This is a genomic window from Acinetobacter sp. MB5 (assembly GCF_003261585.1).
GTDB lineage: Bacteria > Pseudomonadota > Gammaproteobacteria > Pseudomonadales > Moraxellaceae > Acinetobacter.
This window is the reverse complement of sequence record NZ_POVU01000013.1, coordinates 49,933-70,722: the sequence shown is the minus strand read 5'-3', so window position 1 is coordinate 70,722 and position 20,790 is coordinate 49,933. Positions and strand designations below refer to the sequence as shown.

Sequence of the window (20,790 nt, the reverse complement as noted above, 5' to 3'; positions counted from 1 at the left end):
GCATCCAGATTATTCGGTTATGGGTTCTTTTGACGATACTTACTACGTCGCGAACAATGCAGACTTCTATACGGCTGACTTAAACTATGTCTATAAAGATCCAAATCAGCGTTTTACCCTCACTCCTTATATGACTTATTCGGTCTATAAAAAGAATACTTCAGGCGATAAAGACTCAACCCGTAATATTTTCGGTGCGCAGCTTGACATTAAACAGTTCTCTGTTGCAGCCGAGTATATTATTGGTAAAAACGACGTGTTTATTAATGGTTCAGCCAACTCACTCGCTGCGGGAGATGACAATAAAACCAATCGTATGTTGAACTTATTGTTCATCTATAACTTCTAAGAATATAAAAGAAGATCATCACTTTGATGATCTTCTCAAAAACATGCAATAACATTTAAACTGATTCTTTAGGCAGCATCATCCAAATCGAAGCAATGACAGGAGTTAACTTTCAGGAATCTGCTGTATTAAAGAATAAAATTGGGCTCATACACTCAAAAACAGTCTCCAAAGCATTTAATGTGATTTTAGAAACACATGTGACTTAAGGTAAAACTAAGCTAAAGATACAGACTTATCAAAATTACTGCCAAAAATGCAAGTCCGTACAAGCAACAAAACCACTCCTAATAACCGTGATTAAAGCAGTGTGCTGGCTTGACTCAAAGCAATACAGTCCTTTTCAATTGGACTAAATTTATGATGCTTCCGAGAAATAATATAGCCTTTCATGACTCTAAAACTCTCAGGAATTTCAACATAGTGTTGTACCTTATACTTATGAATCAGGCTGCGGGCAATTAATGCAATGCCAAGCCCAAGCTGTGAAAAGCAGATTAAATCCTCAAGTTCAGAAATATAAATCTTCTCCGTCGGCGGCAAAGTGACTGACTGATAGAGACGATCTAAAATCGTCATATAACAACAATCTTCCGATAAACATAAGATTTTATGTTGTGACAAATTTTCAGATAAATCAGTGGTTAAATCTTTCCCGATCAGAACCAGTTCCTCCTCCCCATTGTCTAAATAATCAAGTTGCTTGTTGAGAGAGTCTCCAAAAATGTAGGCAAAATCCAAAACACCTTCCACCACCTGCGACTCAAGGGATTTGGTAATGCCTGTCTTAAAGGTCAACGACAGTTTAGGGTACTGCTGAGACAAATCATGAATCATTTCTGCAAAATGATTCCCACGCATGGTGGAGTTAATTCCAAACTTTAAAATATTATTTTGTGCAGCGACTTTTTGGTCAGTTTCTTCCCAAATCGCCAACAGTTTTTTGTACTGAGCATAAACCAGTTGTCCTTTTGGTGTCAGTTCCACACCTTTAGGCTGACGGACAAACAATGGATATTTATAGTGATTTTCAATTTTCTTGATTTTCACGGTGATATTTGATTGCAAATGTCCCAAATGCTGGGCCGCAGCCGAAAGACTACCCAAATCAGCAGTCACCACAAAGGCTTTGATGTCACTTAAATCAATATTGATCATGGCTTGCCCAATACATGAAAAATTTTATGGTATCAAAAAAACAGATGGATATATAAATTAATAGCATTTTTTTTAATGCGAATTTCAACTTAAGCTAGGCGCTTCGTTTGATTTTATGGCTGTGCTTTAAAATGAATCCACGTGTATTGGCCGCAATTTTTCTCCTGTGTTTAACATGGGGCTACCTTTGGGTACCCATGAAAATTAGTTTACATACCTTTCCCCCATTCTTTTTTACATCACTGCGTTTACTGATTGGCGGTGGCTGTTTATTTATCTTACAGATGGTTTTAAAGAAATCACTTTTTCCGAGCCGTCATGAATGGGGAAAAATCTTATTGCTAAGCGGGTTGATGTGTATTGGTTACTATGGCATTTCCACCTTTGGCATGCAGTATGTTGACTCAGGTTTATCAGCAATTTTGGTGTATACCATGCCAATCATCATTAGCATTTTGGCACATTACTTTCTAGCAGAACGTCTCAATCTGCAAAAAATCATGGGGCTAGTTTTGGGGACACTTGGCATTTTAATTATTCTGTCCAATCAGCTACTCCATCTAAAATTCAATCTGACGCTATTGGGTGAATTACTGATTATTTTGGCTGCTTTTTTCTGGGCTTCAGCAACGGTGTATATGAAAAAACAATTTGCCCAATATGACAAAATCAAGCTCACCATGTGGCAATTGATGGTAGGTGGATTGATGCTATATGTATTGGCCTATGCAACCGAAGATTTGAGCCATCTTGCTTGGCAAAACAGTACAACCTTAATGTATGTGGCTTATAGTTCATTTTTGGGGACTGCTTTAGCATTCCTGCTCTGGAACTGGATTGTCAGCCAAATTGATGCATCTTTGGCATCTATTTCTATTATGAGCGTACCATTACTGGGAATATTTTTTGGGCATATTCAACTGCATGAACCTTTAAGCTTCAATGTAATTCTCGGTGCAATCTTTATTTGTTTAGGAATTATCAGTTGCTCTTTGAAAAAAGTAGGCTTTGGCAATTTTAATCAACAGCAAACCGCACAAATTTGTCTAAACGATAAAGAAATTTAACCATAATGCTAACCGATTTAGCATAATCAGGATTCAGATCGTATTGGAACTATAACCACACGATCTGGATAAAAAACCAATAATCAACCTACAAAATTTTGAAACTTAATGAATAATTTATTTTTTCTTAAGCATTTAAAACATCACGATACCATCTAGGATCAATGATGTAACCTCATTACGAAGCTACTTCAAATTATGTTTCTATACTAAAATATTTAACGATTTCTACATTTATAGATACAGCTAACACAACATTAGCTGTTCTAAAAAATACTGAGAGTTATTCTTTCATCGAAGATCAGATCTAGAAAATCCAAAATCAATACGATTTTAAATAAATCTGTTTCTGCCCCTCCATAAAATTGTCTAAAGATTGCGCCCAACTTTCTTGAGGCCACCACAATTCAGCACGATTCGACATTGGGTAATAAACTGCCGAATATAATGTTCCATAACCACTTAACCATTTATCTTGATACAGCGGCTTAGATAACATGGTTTGAATCATGTCATGTGAGTTTACTGCATAAGGTAATTTATGCTGCAAGGCATTTAAACGCTCCACAGCATGGGTTGCCTCAGCATGTTGGGGCCACTCGACTTGATGCTGAAAATTTGAAGTCGCTGCCTGATACACCACTTCTGTTGGACGATCTGGATTCACAAAAACAGTTGCCCAGTGACTCGAACGATCCAACAAGGTAATGTTATAAGACATATGTACAGGAATACGTTTTAAAATATCAATTGCTTCCGAGACATTTTCTGCAACTTCTAAAATGTATCGAACAACCAGCGGTACGCCAAAACCGACGCCAGAAACCGTCCGTCCACCAAAGGATAAGGAAACCGATAATCCTGATTCATTCATTCCATCCAGTGCTCCCCATAAACAATCACTCATTGCCAAGACCTGCTGACCTGACCAGCAGGTTTTCCACCAGTTACCTTCTAAAAGAACAGGGGCAAAGTCATAATTGCGGATAAGCATCGGTTCTTCATATTTATTGGGGTCGAACCATATCCCTTGGGTACATCCTGCAATATAAGGCGGTGGACACCACAACGATAAAAATCGTGATTCAACATCCCCACCACCTGACAGCTCAATCAGACTTTCCCAAATAGGCACTAATTCAGGCATGTAGGTACGAAGCACTTTTCTACATTCTAAATAGCTTGGACGCCCAGTCACACCACTTCGTAAGAACCATGCGCGATATCCAGGCCAGAGATGGTTGAAAATCGCCTGCCATTTTTTATCGGGTAAATCCTCTGCCAAAGCCTGAAATTGAAGTTCAATCGACATGATTCTTCCTATAAAATCTTAAATGCTCCCGGTTCAGGGATCATATGATGATGGGTGGTTGCTATAGGTTTGCCTGCATAATAACTTTTGATTCCCCGAATCCAATCACGAGCACGCAGATTCAACTTAAAGTTATTATCCATTGAACGTCCACGCATAATGAGAATACCTAAATCAGCGCCTTCATATCTAAAATCACCTGGCCCAGTAATGCGCAAGAAAAATGCCTCGCGTTCGGTATCAATCGCTCTTCGGTCATAGTCAAAGCGTTGATAAGAGACTGCTCCATCTTCACTCATTCGGTAAATGCCTGTAGGTGGCGCATGTGTAACTTGATCGACTTTATCTTCGGTGAATTTAATAACGACCTGCGACCACGAATCAATAAAATGTGGTTGCGCCCAGCGTTCATTAATTTCTTTGACATTTAAATCAAATGGTACCCCTGAGAATTCAAGTAAATGAAATAAAAATAATGGCGCATCTGCATAGGCAAATGCAGCATGGTTGGTCATTGGACTCGCCCCACAAATGCGTGGGTTTAATTCACCTAAATAAACTTCATCTGTATCAACATCAATCAGGAAATCCAGATCGAAATACCCGCGATATCCTTCATTGAGCAGTTGATTACCAAATTTTTCCGCCATATCACGGGCTTTGGCACGAATACTTTCAGAAAATGCCCCCTGGAAAATCTCATTGCCACACCAGCCGCCTTTATAAGGGGTCAGCTCTCGCGCACCAACCACTTCGGTCAGTAATGGCCCCACCAATGTGCCTGACTGGGTTGCACAAGCTTCTAAAGTCGCCCCACGACAATTGATGCGCTTCATGACCTTAACTTCAGGGTCATTAATAATTTCATCTTTATGTTTATCAAAGTCATGTTGATTGGCGATAAAAAAGGTCGTGTGCCCAGAGTCACCAAAAGCAGTTTGAATGACCAAATCATTGCCTAAACCATATTCTTTAGAAATTTGCAGTAAATGCTCATAACTGTCGACTTTGACCAAAGCATTCGGAACCGAATATACCCCAGCCTTGTTACCAATTCGCACCGTTTCCATTTTATTGTCACAGCGTTGGCGTAAAGCTGCTGGCGGAAACCAAATATCTAGACCTATTTCTTCTGCCAACTCTTCGGTTTTTTCATCAAACATCAGAAAAGTGCCTACAGGATTGCCCCCACGACGTTCAATTAAATCCACCACATCTTTATGCTGTAATAAATAATTATTGATGTCTTCTATCGATTGAAATTCTTCGTGAGGTGTTTCTTGAGGAACAAAAACATTGGGATGGCGACCATCAAAACTGTCAATATAATTGATATAACGAAAACGGTTGACCCAGCGATCTATTCCAAGCAAATTAAAATTTGTGGCACTAATAAAATAGATTGGTCGTTCATTACGATGAAACATCAACAACATATCTGAAATGCTGGTCACTTTATTACTTTTATTCATAGGTTCTTCCTTTATTGTGTGCCCTTTTTGTGGGTAAAAGCTTTGCCAGAAGTATCGAAGCAAAGTCATGATGGATAATTGACGTTGAATACTCATTGTCTTGAGTCCTCTAAACCTGAATGCCGATAAGTCATGTCTATCGGCAATGAGGTGAACCTATCTAAAACGTCAGTACAGACACTACTTAACTTGATATTTATGGATTAAAAGTGAAATAGAATTTCACTCAGGTTTTGTGAGTGGGCCTAATGAATGTAAATATGAAAATTCAGGATTTTCTTTTTGGTACACCGTGAAATTACAGTCACGGTCTCTAAAACTTTTGAGTGGCTGACCCAGTGTCCGTAAACCACGACGACGTTCTCGTCTGACACGCTCGAGATCAACTTCAATCGGAATAATTTCTGCACTTGATTCAGACTGATGCAGCACATAACCTGAAGGATCAACCACAATTGACTTGCCGACACCACCGTCACCCACGCCATTGATATCGATAAAGTACACCTGATTTTGTGCCGCAGAAGCGCGTGCAATCGCAAGCTCGATATCTCGATCAATGGTATCTGTCATGGTTGGATGCAAAATCACTTCAGCCCCCATAGCAACTAATGTACGTGTCGTTTCTGGGAACCACATGTCATAACAAATGGAAACCCCAAAACGTCCAACATCAGGTACGTCAAAAACGCAAAATTCTGTACCCGCCTCAATATTTTTTTCGTATGGACGAAATGGAAATAGTTTCCGATAGCGTGCCACGATATATCCTTCAGGATTAATCACAGACAGTGTGTTATATACTTTGCTGCTTTCATCGAGACCTTCCACACGCTCAAACATTGAACCAGAAATCAGCCATAAACCTGTCTCACGAGCAAGTTCTGTCAATTGGATTTCTGTTTGGCTCGGAAAAACTTCAGCCGTGCTATGTTTTGGGCCTAAAGGCGCGAGTTCTGAGAACATGACCATTTTTACCCATGGATAACGCATACGGATATAGCGCATATAGTTACCCATTTGTTCAACATTACTTGTAAATGCAGAAACCTGCATTTGAACACCAGCGATACCAAAAAGACTATTTGACATGAAATCCTCCTGTTAAAATTTTTAAAAAATGCATATTCAAAATCTAAATAAAAGCCAGATTTCATCACTCAAACAAGGGGTATCGTTTACAGCAATCAGACTAAAATGTAAGAAATTACAAATATATTTTTTACCAAAAAATTCAATATATGTATTTAAAATTTAAAATAAATTTTTTAGATATCCTCACTTTATATAAAATTTCTATATCTAAATTTGTCCTTTCAGGTTGTTTCAAACAAGGGCCAATTTTTTTAATTTATTAGGGGCCAATTTCCTTAATTTATAACTTAGACTTTACAATAAACTTGGTCTTGATGATTTACTCGTTGATTACCCAGAGATTGAGATCAGTTTTGAATATTTATAAAAATTATCTGAACAAAAGATTCAACATCACACTGGTAAATTTTTACAATCAGAGGTCAGCATACACTCAGTATTTCTGATCACAATTGAATTATTTTTGATAAATAATCATTGGATTAGGCTCAGGTTTTCATCCCTGCGTGATTTCAGTTTCTACAACAGTCCAATTAACATTTAATGCGTACTTTATTTAATAAATAATGAATTCTTTTCTAACTAAACATTTAGATTTAAACATCTAAGTATCTATTTTTTAATATATTTTTAAAATTAGAATAACCCATAATTCCTAAATATAATTAAATAAATAATTAGGAGATTTTTTATTTAAGCTAAGTCGTTTATCCATTCTTATTACTCATGCATTTTTGAATTAGATAATTTCTTTACCATAAATTTCATTTAAACGCTGGCGGTTCTTTTTAACAAACTCAGGATCTTTTTTAAGCTTAGCTTTCATTTCACGCTTAAACTCTTCCATTGACGTTCCTGCCTCAGCAAAATCCATCTGGAACAAGATATCATTCACAATTGCATTGGCCTGTGAATCCGTTAAACAACCATCCTTTTTGAACCATTTTTTAAAGTCTGGCAGATTCGAATCATTGTTATAGACATACCAGGCCCGCATTTCGATATCAAATTTTGCACCTAACTCTTTGACAAGATTATTATCGTTAAATGGTACATCTAAATACACTTTCGTCTGCTCAGAAGCCGAAATTGTTTTCATTTCTGGTCTAGACGATTTATTGGTGACTTTAAACAATACCCCTACAACAGGTCGACCTTTTTTAATCGTTTCATATTCTAAGTAAAGCTCAGTACATGTATTAATTTCTTGAATAATTTTGTCGAGCACATATCGTCTAAAATCAACCCAGCGATCATATTTAGATTCACTTAAATCCAGTAATGCGCGTAGATTATCTAAGCTAAGCTCTACGTCATAGCTCACTTGCTGATTAAATTTAAACTCATTTTTAATAAAATAAGAGTACAAGCTCATACTCGTAACTGTTTCTAATGCAAACAAATGTTTCAGCTGATAAGTTGTAAAGTTACCGCTTGCCAAGCGTGTAAAGTAAGGCAAAACTTCACTGGTAAAGCGAATTTGCAAAGCATTTTTTGCATCGTCTTCCCAGCGCAACTCACGGATGATTGGCACAACCGAGTGTACTTTTTTAACTTTCTTTTTATTTTCTTCTGACGAATCCTCAATCACAAAATGTGCAACACGTGAAGAAAGCTCTTTATAAATCCGATCAATGGCAACATTGATTGAATTCTTTTTATCTAACCCTAATAGCTCTCCTAAATCATGTTTGTGTAAATAGATATAGGTTTGCTCTGTAATTTCCTTGTCCTGATTATTTTTTTCGCCATAATTTGCAACAGCCATCGCATAAAGCAACGCTTTATATTCATTAGAAGATAACTCAATTGGTCGAATCAAACGGTTACTTGTACTCACAACCCCATTATGGCGAATATTGCCAATACAGTAAGGTAAGTAATCAAGCTTTTCGTTTTCGTCAACAGTCGCCATATTCAATTCTGTTTTAGGTTTTTATTAGTTATACGCAAAAGTGAAAGAAAATTCAATTTACCACCGATGTTTTTATGATATTTTTTACTTCACCTTATGAATAACTCTATGAATATGATATAGAATTTTTCATGAAATCTCATGATATATTTTTCTTATTCAATGACATATCTTCCACCTTAAGCTCACATTTCAGACAATACAGATTATGCTTGATGCACAAAGGTACATAGTTTTTTAAAGCCATCAAATTTTTATTCATTCTCCAATAACTCTATTTATAATTATTTTGTATATATTTCAGTTAATTAAAAAAATATCAATTTTTAAAATTAATCATTATGATGACAAAGCTTCCACTTTTTAGCTCTAAAAAACCATTAAAGTGAATTCTAGTAAAAATTTCACCTTAATGTGACAAAACTTCCACCTTGCAAGAATCACTCGAAAATAAAATAAAATTTTATTTTTAAAAACAATAATTTAAATTTAAAAAAGCATTTACTAATAATTGAGCTTTCAATTTGTCATAACCACATATCAATATATAAATGTTTTTAAAATCATGAAATTAAAAAAATAAAGATGATTTCAAAATCAGTGACAAAGCTTCCACTTTTTCTGACCAAGCTTAAAAAAGTTTGTATTATGAACAAATTTTAGGGATAAAGCTCATTTTGTATCTAGTATTTTGAATTTGTTGAGTATCCTTATCAATTTAAGATCCCTCTAAAAGAGCAAAATATCGACTTTAAGGGATTGAGTGTTCTGCTTTCATATCCTCAGATACAGTTTCTTAAATTTTCATCTAATCTCATATAACATGAATCTAGTGATTCTATTGCGAATACAGAATGAGAAAATTACATGCTATATCTTAAACCGATCAGAATGTATGCACACTTATCCACAATTAATTTTCAATTAATGACAAAGCTTCCACCTATAATTATAAAAAACAAACTTTTCCACAGCATAACAAATTGTTTTTTATATCTTAAATTAAAATTAATTTAGATTAATAAAATAACTATGACAAAGCTTCCACTTTAATGACAAAGCTTCCACTTTTTAGTGACAAAGCTTCCACTTTTTAGTGACAAAGCTTCCACTTTTTAGTGACAAAGCTATCACTTTTCAGTGACAAAGCTTCCACTTTATTTTTTATAAATATTTGATTTTAAAAATAAAAAATTGCTCTTAATTATAATTAACTAATTATATAAATTAATACTTAATTATTAATTAGCTAGCATTCCTTTTAAATTTAAATATTTTAAGCAAACGTTATAATTTTGGATTTATATGAATTCATATTCTCTTATGAAAATTAATTTATACTCAATTTGATATTCATTAGAGAATTCTTTATCAAATATTTTTTAGCAGTGAAAAAATATTTGTTTTGAGAGTCGATTATACAACTTCCTAGCTGTATGTTAGTTATCATGAATAAATCAAACCCTATTACAATTTTGATATTGTATAGGGCAAAAGACTTGTTTCTGAATAACCACCAAAATTCTAGTCACACATGACCATCTTTTGATGGGCCTTTTCATAATCAATTCAGTATGCAGAATTTCAAATTACAAAAGACGATTCCGAAATAGCCATGCTGCCAGTGGCAAAGTGATGGTGGCTAAGATAATCATTGGAATGAAATCCCATTTCACTTGTGAGAATGTCGCACCTTCCAGATAGACACGTTGTACTAGATCTATTCCAAACCTTAAAGGATTTGCGTAAGTCAATAATTCGAGAAGATATGGCATATTTTGTACAGGTGTTAAAAGACCTGATAACAGCATTAATGGCATGATTAAAAAGAAAGTAAACAACATGGCTTGTTGCATGTTGTTTGAAATTGCCGAGATTGAAAGACCGAGTCCAACAACAGCGGTGTTAAAACACAATAAGCTAAAATACAGTAAGCTTAAGGAGCCATTCATAGGAATTTTGAACCAAAATAAAATAATCAATAAAATGATGGTTGATTGCATCAATCCAATAAAAATAGGCGGTAGCGCTTTGCTGATCATGATATGAATCGGGGTATATGGTGTGACCAATAGCTGATCAAAAGTCCCCTGCTCACGTTCTCTAGCCACAGAAAGTGCCGACAGCAATAGGGTTTGGATCATACTGATCGCGGCAATCAAAGAGGGCATTAATCCCCATCGGGTCTCTTGATTTGGATTATACCAAGTTCGTGTTTCAAAGCTGATCGTAGGGCTTATCTGCAAACGTGTTTGGTTGAATTGACTCACAATACTTCCAATGTATGTGCCAGCCATGCCAGCGGTGGATGAATTACGACCATCTAAAATGACTTGAATCGGTGAACTTTGCCCCTGATTGAGTTTATCTTCAAAATCTGAAGGAATGCTAATCACTGCTAAAGCTTGGCGATCATTAATGACCTGCTGAATCTGAGTTGTGTTGTCTAAGGTTCTGGTTCGTTCAAAGACACCTGATCCATCGAGATGTGCCAGAAATTGTTGAGAAATTTGCCCTTTACTTTGATTCAATACGGCATAAGTCACATGATTGACATCGTAGTTTGCGGCATAACCGAATAACATCGCTTGTAGCAGTGCAGGTATAAATAAAATTGTAAAATTGGCAGGATCACTAAAAATTGCTTTAAATTCTTTTCTAATGATGACAATAAGATAATGTAATTCGTTGAGTATGCTGATCATCATAGAATTACCTCAATCTTTTTCTGAGTGATAGACAGGATGCGATGGTGAAGACAATTACAAAGAGTAAAAGCACAGCACATTCTTTGAACCATAATGCCCAATCGTCTCCTCCTAGAAAGAGTGTTTTGAGTAAGGTCATAAAATGGGTCGCAGGTAAGACCTGACTGACGATCTGTACAACAAGTGGTAAATTTCGTGTATCAAATACAAAACCCGATAGCATCATCGCGGGCATAAAACTGGTGAGTAACGCCATTTGGCTGGCCTGAAACTGGTTTTGTGAAAAACCTGAGATAGTTAAGCCTAATAATAAGGATACCAGTAAGTATAAGAACGAGGCGCTAATAATCCCGAGTAAAGACCCGCGTATAGGTACAGAAAATAGAAAATGGGCGGCGAGTAGGCAGATCATAATATCAATCAAGCCAACAACAAGATAAGGAATAAGTTTGGCCACGACAATTTCTAATGGACGCACTGGACTCACAAATAATGCTTCTAAAGTTCCTCGCTCTCGCTCCCGAGCGATGAGCAGCGCTGTTAAAAATGCGCCAATCAATGTCAAAATTAATACAATGAGTCCAGGGACAATGAACCATGTACTGTTCGCGGACTCGTTAAACCACATGCGTTGTTCAATTTGAATCATGGCATTGGCTTCATTCATTGGATCACGATCCGCATAAATGGCTTGGGCTGTTGTTATTGCCCCAGAAATATAACCTTGTAAGACAGGGGCGATTGTAGCTGAACGACCGTTGGTAATAATTTGGATATGTATGGGTGGATTGCTACTTTGCTCAGCGAGGTCTATTGGAAGATTAACAATCGCATCTATTTGATTCTCGCTCATCGCTTGAGCTGCTTGATTAAAATTACTGTATTGAGTTGAAAGAATATAGGTTGAGTCATGTAGGCCTGCAATGATCTGGTCACTTTGCGGTGTACGATGCTGTACGACAACTCCTACCCGACCATGTGTTAAATCGAAAGACAATCCATAGCCAAACAATAAAATTAAAATAATCGGAAGAATAAGACCGATGGATAAACTACTTTTGTCACGTAGCAGTTGATGGCTTTCTTTCCGCGTTAAGCTGACTACACGAGATAAAAATGCAGAAATTTGTTCCATATCGACCACCCTTAGTTAGTGATGTTGAACACGGGCTTGTTCCACGATTGCAATAAATGCAGTGTTCATATCGGCAGTAACTAATCCTCCTTGTTGACGAATCTGTTTAGGGGTTCCGAGAGCCAGCATTTTTCCTGCATCTTGAATGGCAATGCGATCACAGTATTCAGCTTCTTCCATAAAATGAGTCGTAATGATGATGGTAATACCTTGATTGGATAATTTATGAATGGTGTACCAAAATGCGCGTCTTGCTAACGGATCAATTCCACTGGTTGGCTCATCAAGAAAGATAATCTCTGGCTGGTGTAATAATGCTGCAGCCATAGACAGGCGCTTTTTAAAACCAATGTTTAAATCACCTGTTTTGACATCGGGTTCGAGCTCAAATTGCTGCAAAGCATTTTCTATTTGTTGATGAAGCTGCTTTCCAGAAAGACCATATGCGCCACCAAAAAAGCGTAAATTTTCTATAACTGTTAAATTGCTGTACAGTGAAAATTTCTGTGATACATAGCCAATCTTTGCACGTGCTGGTGCACGAGCTGTACGCAAATTCATACCCACCACTTCAAGCTTGCCACTCGTGGCAGGGAGTAAGCCACACAACATTCTAAACGTGGTGGTTTTACCTGCACCATTTGGCCCAAGGAGTCCAAAAATTTCACCTTGTTGTACATCAAAAGATGTATCTGAGACTGCTGTAAAATCCCCAAATTTACGCACCACATCTTTAACAACAATGACAGGAGAAGTTTGTTGTGGCTGGTTGCTGATACGACTACTCAAGGGTTGATGCGTATGGTGTTTAGATGAACTTTTTAATTGTTTCTGATGTAGGAACAGCATGAAAGCATCTTCAAGTTCAGGGGCTCTCGCTTCTACATGGGTTCCTAGAGGTACTAGCTCACTTGGTAATTCAGAACATTCCTGTTGCGTCATAAAACGAACAATATCCCCTTTGGGAACCGCATCGATAATCGATGGCTTTTGATCAAGCAAATATGCCTGTAAAGCTCTTGCTTTCATATTTTCAGGTGGATAAGCCTGCCACGTGAGTCCTTTAACTTGTTCACTCAAATTTTGAGGCGTTCCTTGCTGTAAGATTTGTCCTTCATACATGATATACACTTTAGAACATCGTTCAGCTTCATCCATGTAGGCTGTACTGATAATCACACTTAGATTTTCTTCTTTGACTAATTGTTCAATGATGATCCATAAATCTCGTCTTGAGAGTGGATCAACGCCCACACTCGGTTCATCTAACAACAAAAGTTCGGGTGAACGTACCAAGGTACAGGCCAACCCAAGTTTCTGCTTCATGCCTCCTGACAGCTTGCCTGCTGGACGCTGTGTAAATGCAGCTAGATCAGTAATGTCTAATAATCGTGCAAAGCGTTTTTGGCGAATATCTTGTGATACACCATGTAAATCAGCATACAAGTTTAGATTTTCTAGGATGCTTAAATCTTCATATAAGCCAAAATGTTGTGGCATATAGCTAATACGATCTTGTACTTCCTGTGGATTTTGTATGACATTAATTCCTAGAACGTCCAAGCTGCCAGATGTGGGTTGATATAATCCCGCAATTAAACGTAACAATGTTGTTTTGCCTGCACCATCGGGTCCAACCAGTGCGGTTAACTGCCCTGCTGGTATGTTCAAGTTTAAATCTTGAATAGCATCAATATCTGTTTGCTTTTTATTTTTGGCCTTAAAAATATGGTTCAAATCTTGTGCAATAACTACATTTGAACTTTGCATTATGTCTAGACCCCCTATTATTTGAATCGTTTAAGGATGACAGTGACAGGTTGCCCCATTTTTAGCTGGTCACTAGGGTCTTGAAAATAAATTCGCATTTCATAAACCAACGTCGTACGAATATCATTGGTCTGTACAGTTTTTGGAGTAAATTCGGCGACTGAGGAGATATACCCTACTTGACCTGTAATTGGCTGATTAGGGTTGGTATCTTGAGAAACTAGGGCTTTTTCACCGAGTTTAATCGCACTTAACTCTTTTTCATTCAGATATACACGGACCCATTTCGGGTTGGTTAATGCCAAGGTATACACAGCTTTTTGTGCTGTGGTCATATCTCCTGATTCTTGTAATTTTGCACGAACTATAGCATTTGAAGGTGAAATTAATTTGCTTTGAGATATTTGATATTGAATCAGCTGTAGGCTAGCCTGTGTAGCCTGATATTGCGCTTTTGTCGCTGCACGAACTTCCTGTCGTGCACCTTGGATTAACAGTTGTAAGTTTGCTTGGCTTTCTTTGACTTGTGCTTCAGCAGCCACCTGTGCGTTTTTTGCAGCATCGAGTTCTTGCTGACTGATGGCTTGCCCTGCTGTTGTTCGACTTAATTCACTAAAACGTTTCAAGTCCTGATTTGCTTTTTGCAATTGAGCTTGAGTAGCAGAGACTTGAGCTTGAGCTTGAACTATCTCTTCTGGACGTGCCCCCCTCTCCTGCTGAAGGATGGCTTGCTTTTGAATCATCAGTTGTGCCTGAGCTTGTTTTTCCTGAATTTGCAGTGCATCTGTATTGAGCTGTGCTAAGACTTGCCCTTTTTGTACCCTATCCCCTTCCTCAACGTTCATTGATTGAATACGTCCCGAATTTTCAAATGCTAGGGATATTTGCCTGATATCTACATTTCCATACAGTGTTAGCTCTTGTTGAGTATCTTGGCTTTTATTTAAGTAAAAAAAGTAGCCTGCCGATGCAAGAACAATCAATAAAATGGCAATAATGAATCTTTTTTTCATAACAGAAGTCCTGTTAACCAAGCACTTTAATAATATGAAATGTGCTTTAATTCGCTGATTTGATCCAAATTTAATTCTTGAAGCTTTCCAGCTATATTATATGATTTGTTGCATATTTGTCTGTTTTTTAGACTAAATGTACAAATTTAACAGGGCCATTATTCTCAATTTTTTTTTACAGGATATGATTATTTTTTAAAATCCAGTTTTTCTATTTTATTTCATCAAGATTCTATAGCGATTTTCTAATCTATGCGTATTTTGATACTTACTATTCATTTGAATATTTACTACCCGCACAAAAATACTTTTAAATTAAGTACTGCTATACGGGTATAATTTTTTCTGTTTCGCTGCGGAACGTGAAAAATTTACTCTAAAGTTTTTAAGAACTCTTTAAGTTTTTCGAGTTTTCTCTCATCCAATTGTTTCATTGTCATTCGAATGGTAACAACTTTTTTACCTTTTAGACTTTCTGAAAGTTTTAATGAACCAAATTTCTTCCCTTTTTGATTTAGCAAACTATATTGAGTGGCACCATCATCCTGTTCGTCCTCAGTTAAAGATTTACCTTGAGTATCTTGAGAAGCAACGATGGGTTCATCTTTAACCTTTTCTGCATTACCAATCTGATTTTGTAAAAATAGTGCTTGAGCATGCTGTTCAAATTGTTTAATAAAATTGGTATTTCTTTTTTGCTTAACCGAAAATTCATCATCGATATATTGTTGCCATTCTTTTTTCAAAAGTTCTAAAGCTAAATTTAAACCAACGCACTCCACTGATTTATTGAGTGCGGTTTTGAGTAAACTTGCACCTGAGCCACTGAGTAAATTAGGTTCTTTTTCCAAAGCGGTTTGAATAAAGTCTGGTAAATCAAATAAGCTAATCAAGCGATAATATTTATTTCGAGAAATGTTAAATTTCTCGGTAATGAAATCGGCATTGTCAATTGGATAGCCAAACATCTGACAATTTTTCTGCAAAGATCGCGCAATTTCAAAGTCAGTCAAATCAGCACGATTAATATTATCAACCAGTGCCGTAATTGCAGCTTTTTCATCGCTAATATCTTTTACTAAGCAATCAATATCTTTTAATTTGAGGATTTCTTTAATTGCATATAAGCGACGTTCACCACCTACAAGTTCATAGCGTCCATTCTTTGGTCGGACTAAAACTGGATTGATTTGTCCATTATTTCGAATATTATCTGCTAGCTCTTGCAATTCATCATAATTGACAGATGGCATCAAGCGTGGTTGATAAGGAGAATGATCAATTAGCTCGACACTAATTCTTGTTAACGCTGTTCCGTGCTGGCTACCTGATAGTACTCGACGCTGAACTGGGGAAACGACTTCTTGAACAGTATCAATTATGGTTTCTTCTGAACTGGTTTGTACCTCGTTATTGTTGTTTTTTTCTTGGCGCTGTTTATTCAGAATTTTATTAAATTTTGACATATGCATCTTCCTTAGTTGCGCTGATACTCTGAAATTAATACGTCGACGATTTGATTTAATGCTTGCACTGCTGGCGCAGATTCAGCTGCCAATTCAAAAATTGAAAGTTTGGTAATTGCCGCTTGCTCAAAGATTGTAGATTGAGGAATTAAGACCATTTCATTGCTTACAATACGATCTCTTAAAATTTCGCTTGAAAATTCCTGTTCTAGTTGCTCTTTCATATTTTTATCTGCCAATTGATTCTTTTTGAAAAAATTCAGAACTGGACAAAGAATTTTAAGATTAGGATTAATCCGATCTAGACTATCCATTGCATCCAAGATCTTCTCAAAGCCTTCGATCGAGTATTGACCCTGTGCAGGTAAAATAAAGCTATTTGCTGCAACCAGCGCATTAAAGGTTAAGGTTTCAATTTCAGGTGGGCAGTCAATCAAAATAAAATCATAGTTAGATTGAACTCGATCTAAAATTCTCGACAAGATTTCATTGGGAATCGGACTATTTCTTTGTAATGAACGTGCAGAGTCACCAATACGTTTAGAACTTGGAAGTAGGCTGACATTAGTAAAACGCGTATGTTCCTCTGGAACAATCACTAAGCTGGCATCTAAAGTTTTATATTGGTCAAAAAAATCTGCAATGGAATAGGGTAATTCTACAGCAGATTTTAAACTAATATGATTGGTCGCATTACATTGAGCATCGAGATCTACAACTAAAACTTTATATCCTTTTGCACCTAATGCAGCAGCTACATTCACTGTAATTGTTGTTTTACCAACACCACCTTTATTTTGAGCAACTGCTGTTTTCAACGCTTGACCATTTGCCATGTTCACGGACCTTAATATTTTGAATAAAATAACTTTAAAATTTTTTATAAATAAAATCAATTCTTTTTAAATTTCGCAGCGAAATATAGAAAAATTATTGTTTAAAGTATTTTGTTAAAAACGAATTTTTAACGTTTCGCTGCGAAACATAAAATTTTGAGCAAATGCAATCTTGGATAAAATGAACAAGGAGAATGTAAAAAATTAAATTAATATTAAAAGAGATGAGCAAATGAGGACGTGCCGACGACTTAAATATAATTGTAGAGAGATGAAATCAGAGGGATGCTAGAGAAGTTAAAGAACAAAAAATGAGAGAATTCCATTGATGATATAACGAATCAGAAAATAAGACGTATACTTAAACTAAAGCATATAAAGGATTGTGTGCTATAGAATAATGTAGAAATAAATAATAAGGAAGGAGCCAAAATGGTTACATCCCATAATCACAATTCAACATCTACGACTAAGAGCCGACTTAAGGGTGCACGTGATCGTTTCAGTTTGTTTTCTGATAAAGCTGAAGATGCAGAAATTCAACGCCGAATCCGCGATGGTGTGAACTTGACTGGTGCAACACCTTGGATATTGATATTTGCTATTTTTATTGCTTCTGTTGGTCTGAATGTGAACTCGACAGCTGTAATTATTGGTGCAATGCTGATTTCACCACTCATGGGGCCGATTATGGGAGCAGGGCTAGGGGTCGCAGTTTATGATTTTGACTTAGTCAAAAGAGCACTGTTTAATCTGGGAATGGCAACGCTCATTAGCCTGATTGTATCAACATTATATTTCTCAGTTTCACCACTTCAAAATGCACAATCTGAACTATTGTCACGTGTTTCACCCACGATTTGGGATGTATTGATTGCATTTTTTGGGGGGTGGGCAGGACTCATCGGGATCACACGAACAGAAAAATCAAATGTCATTCCTGGCGTTGCGATTGCTACAGCATTGATGCCGCCCGTTTGTACAGCAGGATTTGGTATTGCGACAGGAAAATGGAGCTTTGTAGGTGGTGCGCTTTATTTATATACAATTAACTGCGTTTTTATTGGCTTGGCAACCGTGATGGGAAGTCGAATACTTAGGCTTAAACGGCACGGTTTTACAGATCCGAGAGTTGAAAGACGTGTAAAAATGTCATTACTCGTGATTGCATTAGGAACAGCTATTCCAAGTGCATATCTGGCAGTAGAGTTAGTCAATGATGAAGTCTATAAATCGAATGCCAATAATTTTATTACACAAGAATTTACCTTAAAAGATACACAAGTTGCCAATTCAAAGATTGATCCAAAAACACGGACAATTGAACTGGCTTTAATTGGACTCCCATTAAGTCAATCGACGTTGAAGAATATAGAAGGCAGGCTCGCTGTTGCGCAACTGGCTGGAACAAAAATTATTGTTCATCAAACAGGGAGTAATAAAGTTGATGTTACTGCACTGAAAGCAGGATTGTTAAGTGATTTATACTTAAATGGAGAAGAAGCTTTACGTAAAAAAAATGAACAAGTTAAGCAATTACAACAAGAGATATCTACTAAAAATGCATTATTCGCAAAAGCTGATGATATCTTTGCAGAGCTACGCGCACAGTATCCTATTGTCACGTCGATATTTGTGGGGCAGGGGGTCGATTTAGCTTCTGGCAATAACAAACGCACATTAATTCAATTAAGTGTTCGATCATCGCAACCAATTTCAATTGAAAACCAAACACGAATAGAAAATTGGTTTAAGGTTCGAGCAAAGACGGATGCTGTTATTTTTAGTTTTGTGCAAGAACCCACTCCAACTGATCAACACGAACATACAGGTGTTGTACAAAAGAATCCGTAGTAGATTTTTTTAGTTCATTGATAAATAAACGGAATGGTATTTATGAGTATTTAGTCTGATTTCAACAGGCTATAGTCAGTTGTTTTTTAAATTTTTAGAATGAAATTAAGCTAGGAACACAAAATATGTACTGTGTAAATAAAACCGAGGAAGTATGAAAACAGAACGGTATTAAACTGAGTAAAAATGTGTTTGGTATTAGAGAACGTTAAAGTGGAAAGATTATCATCTTAAAATTATAAAAGTGGAAAGTTATAATAAATTTCACCTTATGGTGACAGGGTTTCCACTTTTAAGTGATTGAAATAATATTTATAGTGCTTAATTTTTCGTCTAACTTATTCTATTTTAGACAAAAAAGAACCAATAGTCCGAATTTTGAACATATTTGTCATGCTTTTATGCAAAGTTTACTGCTTCAATTGCAGGAAAGAGCTAGGTAGTGACAAGTCTTCCACTTTTATGGTGACAAGGTTTCCACCTTTAAAAGAGAAGGGCTTTAAATTCATAGATGTAGATTACATAAGTATTAAAAAATCAATTAGATATGTTGTAATAATAAAATTATAAGCAGCTCCATGCTTGCATTTCAGTTAAACGAGAATATGTCCGCTGAATTTCAAAAGCAAGACGTTGTCCTTGATAAATTTCAAAAATATTAGTTTCTGAACTCATAAAGAGCTGGATGTCCTGATCGTATAATTCATCGACCAAATAAATGAACCGCCGAACAACATCATAAATTTGATCATTTAAAACAGGTATATCAGAAATAAGAACATACTGAAAACGTTGTGCCAGCTTAATATAATCTGCAGGGCTGCGTGGTTTGCGGCATAGTTCATTAAAGCTAATCCATAGAACCTGATCTGAATAGGCATGTGGTTGCATTAACCGATGTTGGATGAGCAAAGCATCATGGTAGATGGTTTCCGTCATACTGAGTTGTTGGAAACGTTGCTGCATCCAGTGCTCAGTTTGAGGGGTGAGTGGATATCGGAAATGCTGACCTTGCAGATTATTATCGCGATAGTCGATTCCTGAATCTAAATGAATCACATGGCAGCGTTGCAAAATTAAATCAATCACAGGCTGAAAGCGCTGGTTGTTCAAGCCATGTTGATAGAGTTGCTCAGGTGGAATATTTGAAGTTGCTACCAAAATGATGCCTTCAGCGAACAATAACTGGAATAGCTCAGTCATGATCATGGCATCGGTGAGATTAATCACAAAAAACTCATCGAAGCATAAAATTCGGGTTTGTTTGGCAATTTTCTTGGCAACATCCTGTAGTGGATTGCTTTGCCCCTGACGCTCGATTAATAGTTGATGAACCATTTTCATAAAATGATGAAAATGCATACGTTGCTTGTGCTGAATCGGAAGATTATCGAAAAATAAATCCATCAGCCATGTTTTACCACGCCCGACACCTCCCCAAATATACAGCCCTTGTGGTGGTGTTCCTGCTTTTTGAAAGAAGCGCCAAAAACCTGTGGGTTGAGTGGGTTGTTGTAATTGCTGCCAAAGTTGATCAAGTGCTAAAACCACTTGCTGCTGCTGAGCATCTGCACGGACTTTCTGGTTATTTAAAAGTTGTTGATAGTGTTGGGCAGGGGAGAGGGATCGTGATTTCATGA

The 20,790-nt window shown here is 36.6% G+C and carries 14 protein-coding genes and 1 pseudogene; 3 read left to right on the top strand and 12 right to left on the bottom strand.

Features of this window, described 5'->3' with window-relative positions; all coding sequences use genetic code 11:
• Nucleotides 1-349: pseudogene (locus tag C1A47_RS13570) on the top strand (hypothetical protein); the annotation flags it as partial.
• Nucleotides 350-649: 300 nt separating this feature from the next.
• Here the strand turns inward: C1A47_RS13570 and C1A47_RS13565 are convergent.
• Complete coding sequence (locus C1A47_RS13565) at nt 650-1,507, bottom strand: LysR family transcriptional regulator (protein WP_111895560.1); 858 nt, start codon at nt 1,505-1,507, stop codon at nt 650-652.
• Between the two features lie 131 nt (nt 1,508-1,638).
• Between C1A47_RS13565 and C1A47_RS13560 the strand changes: the two genes are divergently transcribed.
• Nucleotides 1,639-2,574, top strand: a complete 936-nt coding sequence (locus C1A47_RS13560) for a DMT family transporter (RefSeq protein ID WP_111895559.1) — start codon at nt 1,639-1,641, stop codon at nt 2,572-2,574.
• 322 nt (nt 2,575-2,896) lie between these two features.
• Here the strand turns inward: C1A47_RS13560 and C1A47_RS13555 are convergent, their stop codons facing one another.
• From C1A47_RS13555 to C1A47_RS13510, 10 genes are all read right to left on the bottom strand, one after another.
• Nucleotides 2,897-3,886, bottom strand: a complete 990-nt coding sequence (locus C1A47_RS13555) for a C45 family autoproteolytic acyltransferase/hydolase (protein ID WP_111895558.1) — start codon at nt 3,884-3,886, stop codon at nt 2,897-2,899.
• Nucleotides 3,887-3,894: 8 nt separating this feature from the next.
• Nucleotides 3,895-5,358: a biotin carboxylase gene (locus C1A47_RS13550; RefSeq protein ID WP_264756270.1), complete on the bottom strand. Its 1,464-nt coding sequence runs from the start codon at nt 5,356-5,358 to the stop codon at nt 3,895-3,897.
• Nucleotides 5,359-5,580: 222 nt separating this feature from the next.
• Nucleotides 5,581-6,450, bottom strand: a complete 870-nt coding sequence (locus C1A47_RS13545; RefSeq protein WP_111895556.1) for a carbon-nitrogen hydrolase family protein — start codon at nt 6,448-6,450, stop codon at nt 5,581-5,583.
• A 742-nt stretch (nt 6,451-7,192) separates the two neighbouring features.
• Nucleotides 7,193-8,368: a replication initiation protein gene (locus tag C1A47_RS13540; RefSeq protein ID WP_111895555.1), complete on the bottom strand. Its 1,176-nt coding sequence runs from the start codon at nt 8,366-8,368 to the stop codon at nt 7,193-7,195.
• Nucleotides 8,369-9,957: 1,589 nt separating this feature from the next.
• Nucleotides 9,958-11,076, bottom strand: a complete 1,119-nt coding sequence (locus C1A47_RS13535) for an ABC transporter permease (RefSeq protein WP_111895554.1) — start codon at nt 11,074-11,076, stop codon at nt 9,958-9,960.
• A 4-nt stretch (nt 11,077-11,080) separates the two neighbouring features.
• On the bottom strand, nt 11,081-12,211 hold the full coding sequence (locus C1A47_RS13530) for an ABC transporter permease (RefSeq protein ID WP_111895553.1): 1,131 nt from the start codon (nt 12,209-12,211) through the stop codon (nt 11,081-11,083).
• 15 nt (nt 12,212-12,226) lie between these two features.
• Nucleotides 12,227-13,981, bottom strand: a complete 1,755-nt coding sequence (locus C1A47_RS13525) for an ATP-binding cassette domain-containing protein (RefSeq protein ID WP_111895552.1) — start codon at nt 13,979-13,981, stop codon at nt 12,227-12,229.
• A gap of 17 nt (nt 13,982-13,998) precedes the next feature.
• Nucleotides 13,999-14,994, bottom strand: coding sequence for a biotin/lipoyl-binding protein (locus C1A47_RS13520; protein ID WP_111895551.1), 996 nt, complete (start codon nt 14,992-14,994; stop codon nt 13,999-14,001).
• Nucleotides 14,995-15,365: 371 nt separating this feature from the next.
• Nucleotides 15,366-16,460 carry a ParB/RepB/Spo0J family partition protein gene (locus C1A47_RS13515; protein WP_162625951.1) on the bottom strand — a complete coding sequence of 365 codons (1,095 nt, stop codon included), beginning with the start codon at nt 16,458-16,460 and terminating at the stop codon, nt 15,366-15,368.
• Nucleotides 16,461-16,471: 11 nt separating this feature from the next.
• A complete protein-coding gene (locus tag C1A47_RS13510; RefSeq protein ID WP_111895549.1) occupies nt 16,472-17,296 on the bottom strand; it encodes a ParA family protein in 825 nt (274 codons plus the stop codon).
• Nucleotides 17,297-17,728: 432 nt separating this feature from the next.
• Between C1A47_RS13510 and C1A47_RS13505 the strand changes: the two genes are divergently transcribed.
• On the top strand, nt 17,729-19,150 hold the full coding sequence (locus C1A47_RS13505; RefSeq protein ID WP_111895548.1) for a DUF389 domain-containing protein: 1,422 nt from the start codon (nt 17,729-17,731) through the stop codon (nt 19,148-19,150).
• Nucleotides 19,151-19,714: 564 nt separating this feature from the next.
• Here the strand turns inward: C1A47_RS13505 and zapE are convergent.
• Nucleotides 19,715-20,788 (bottom strand): cell division protein ZapE, encoded by a 1,074-nt coding sequence (zapE, locus tag C1A47_RS13500; RefSeq protein ID WP_111895547.1) that lies wholly within the window; start codon nt 20,786-20,788, stop codon nt 19,715-19,717.
• Nucleotides 20,789-20,790: the final 2 nt, after the last annotated feature.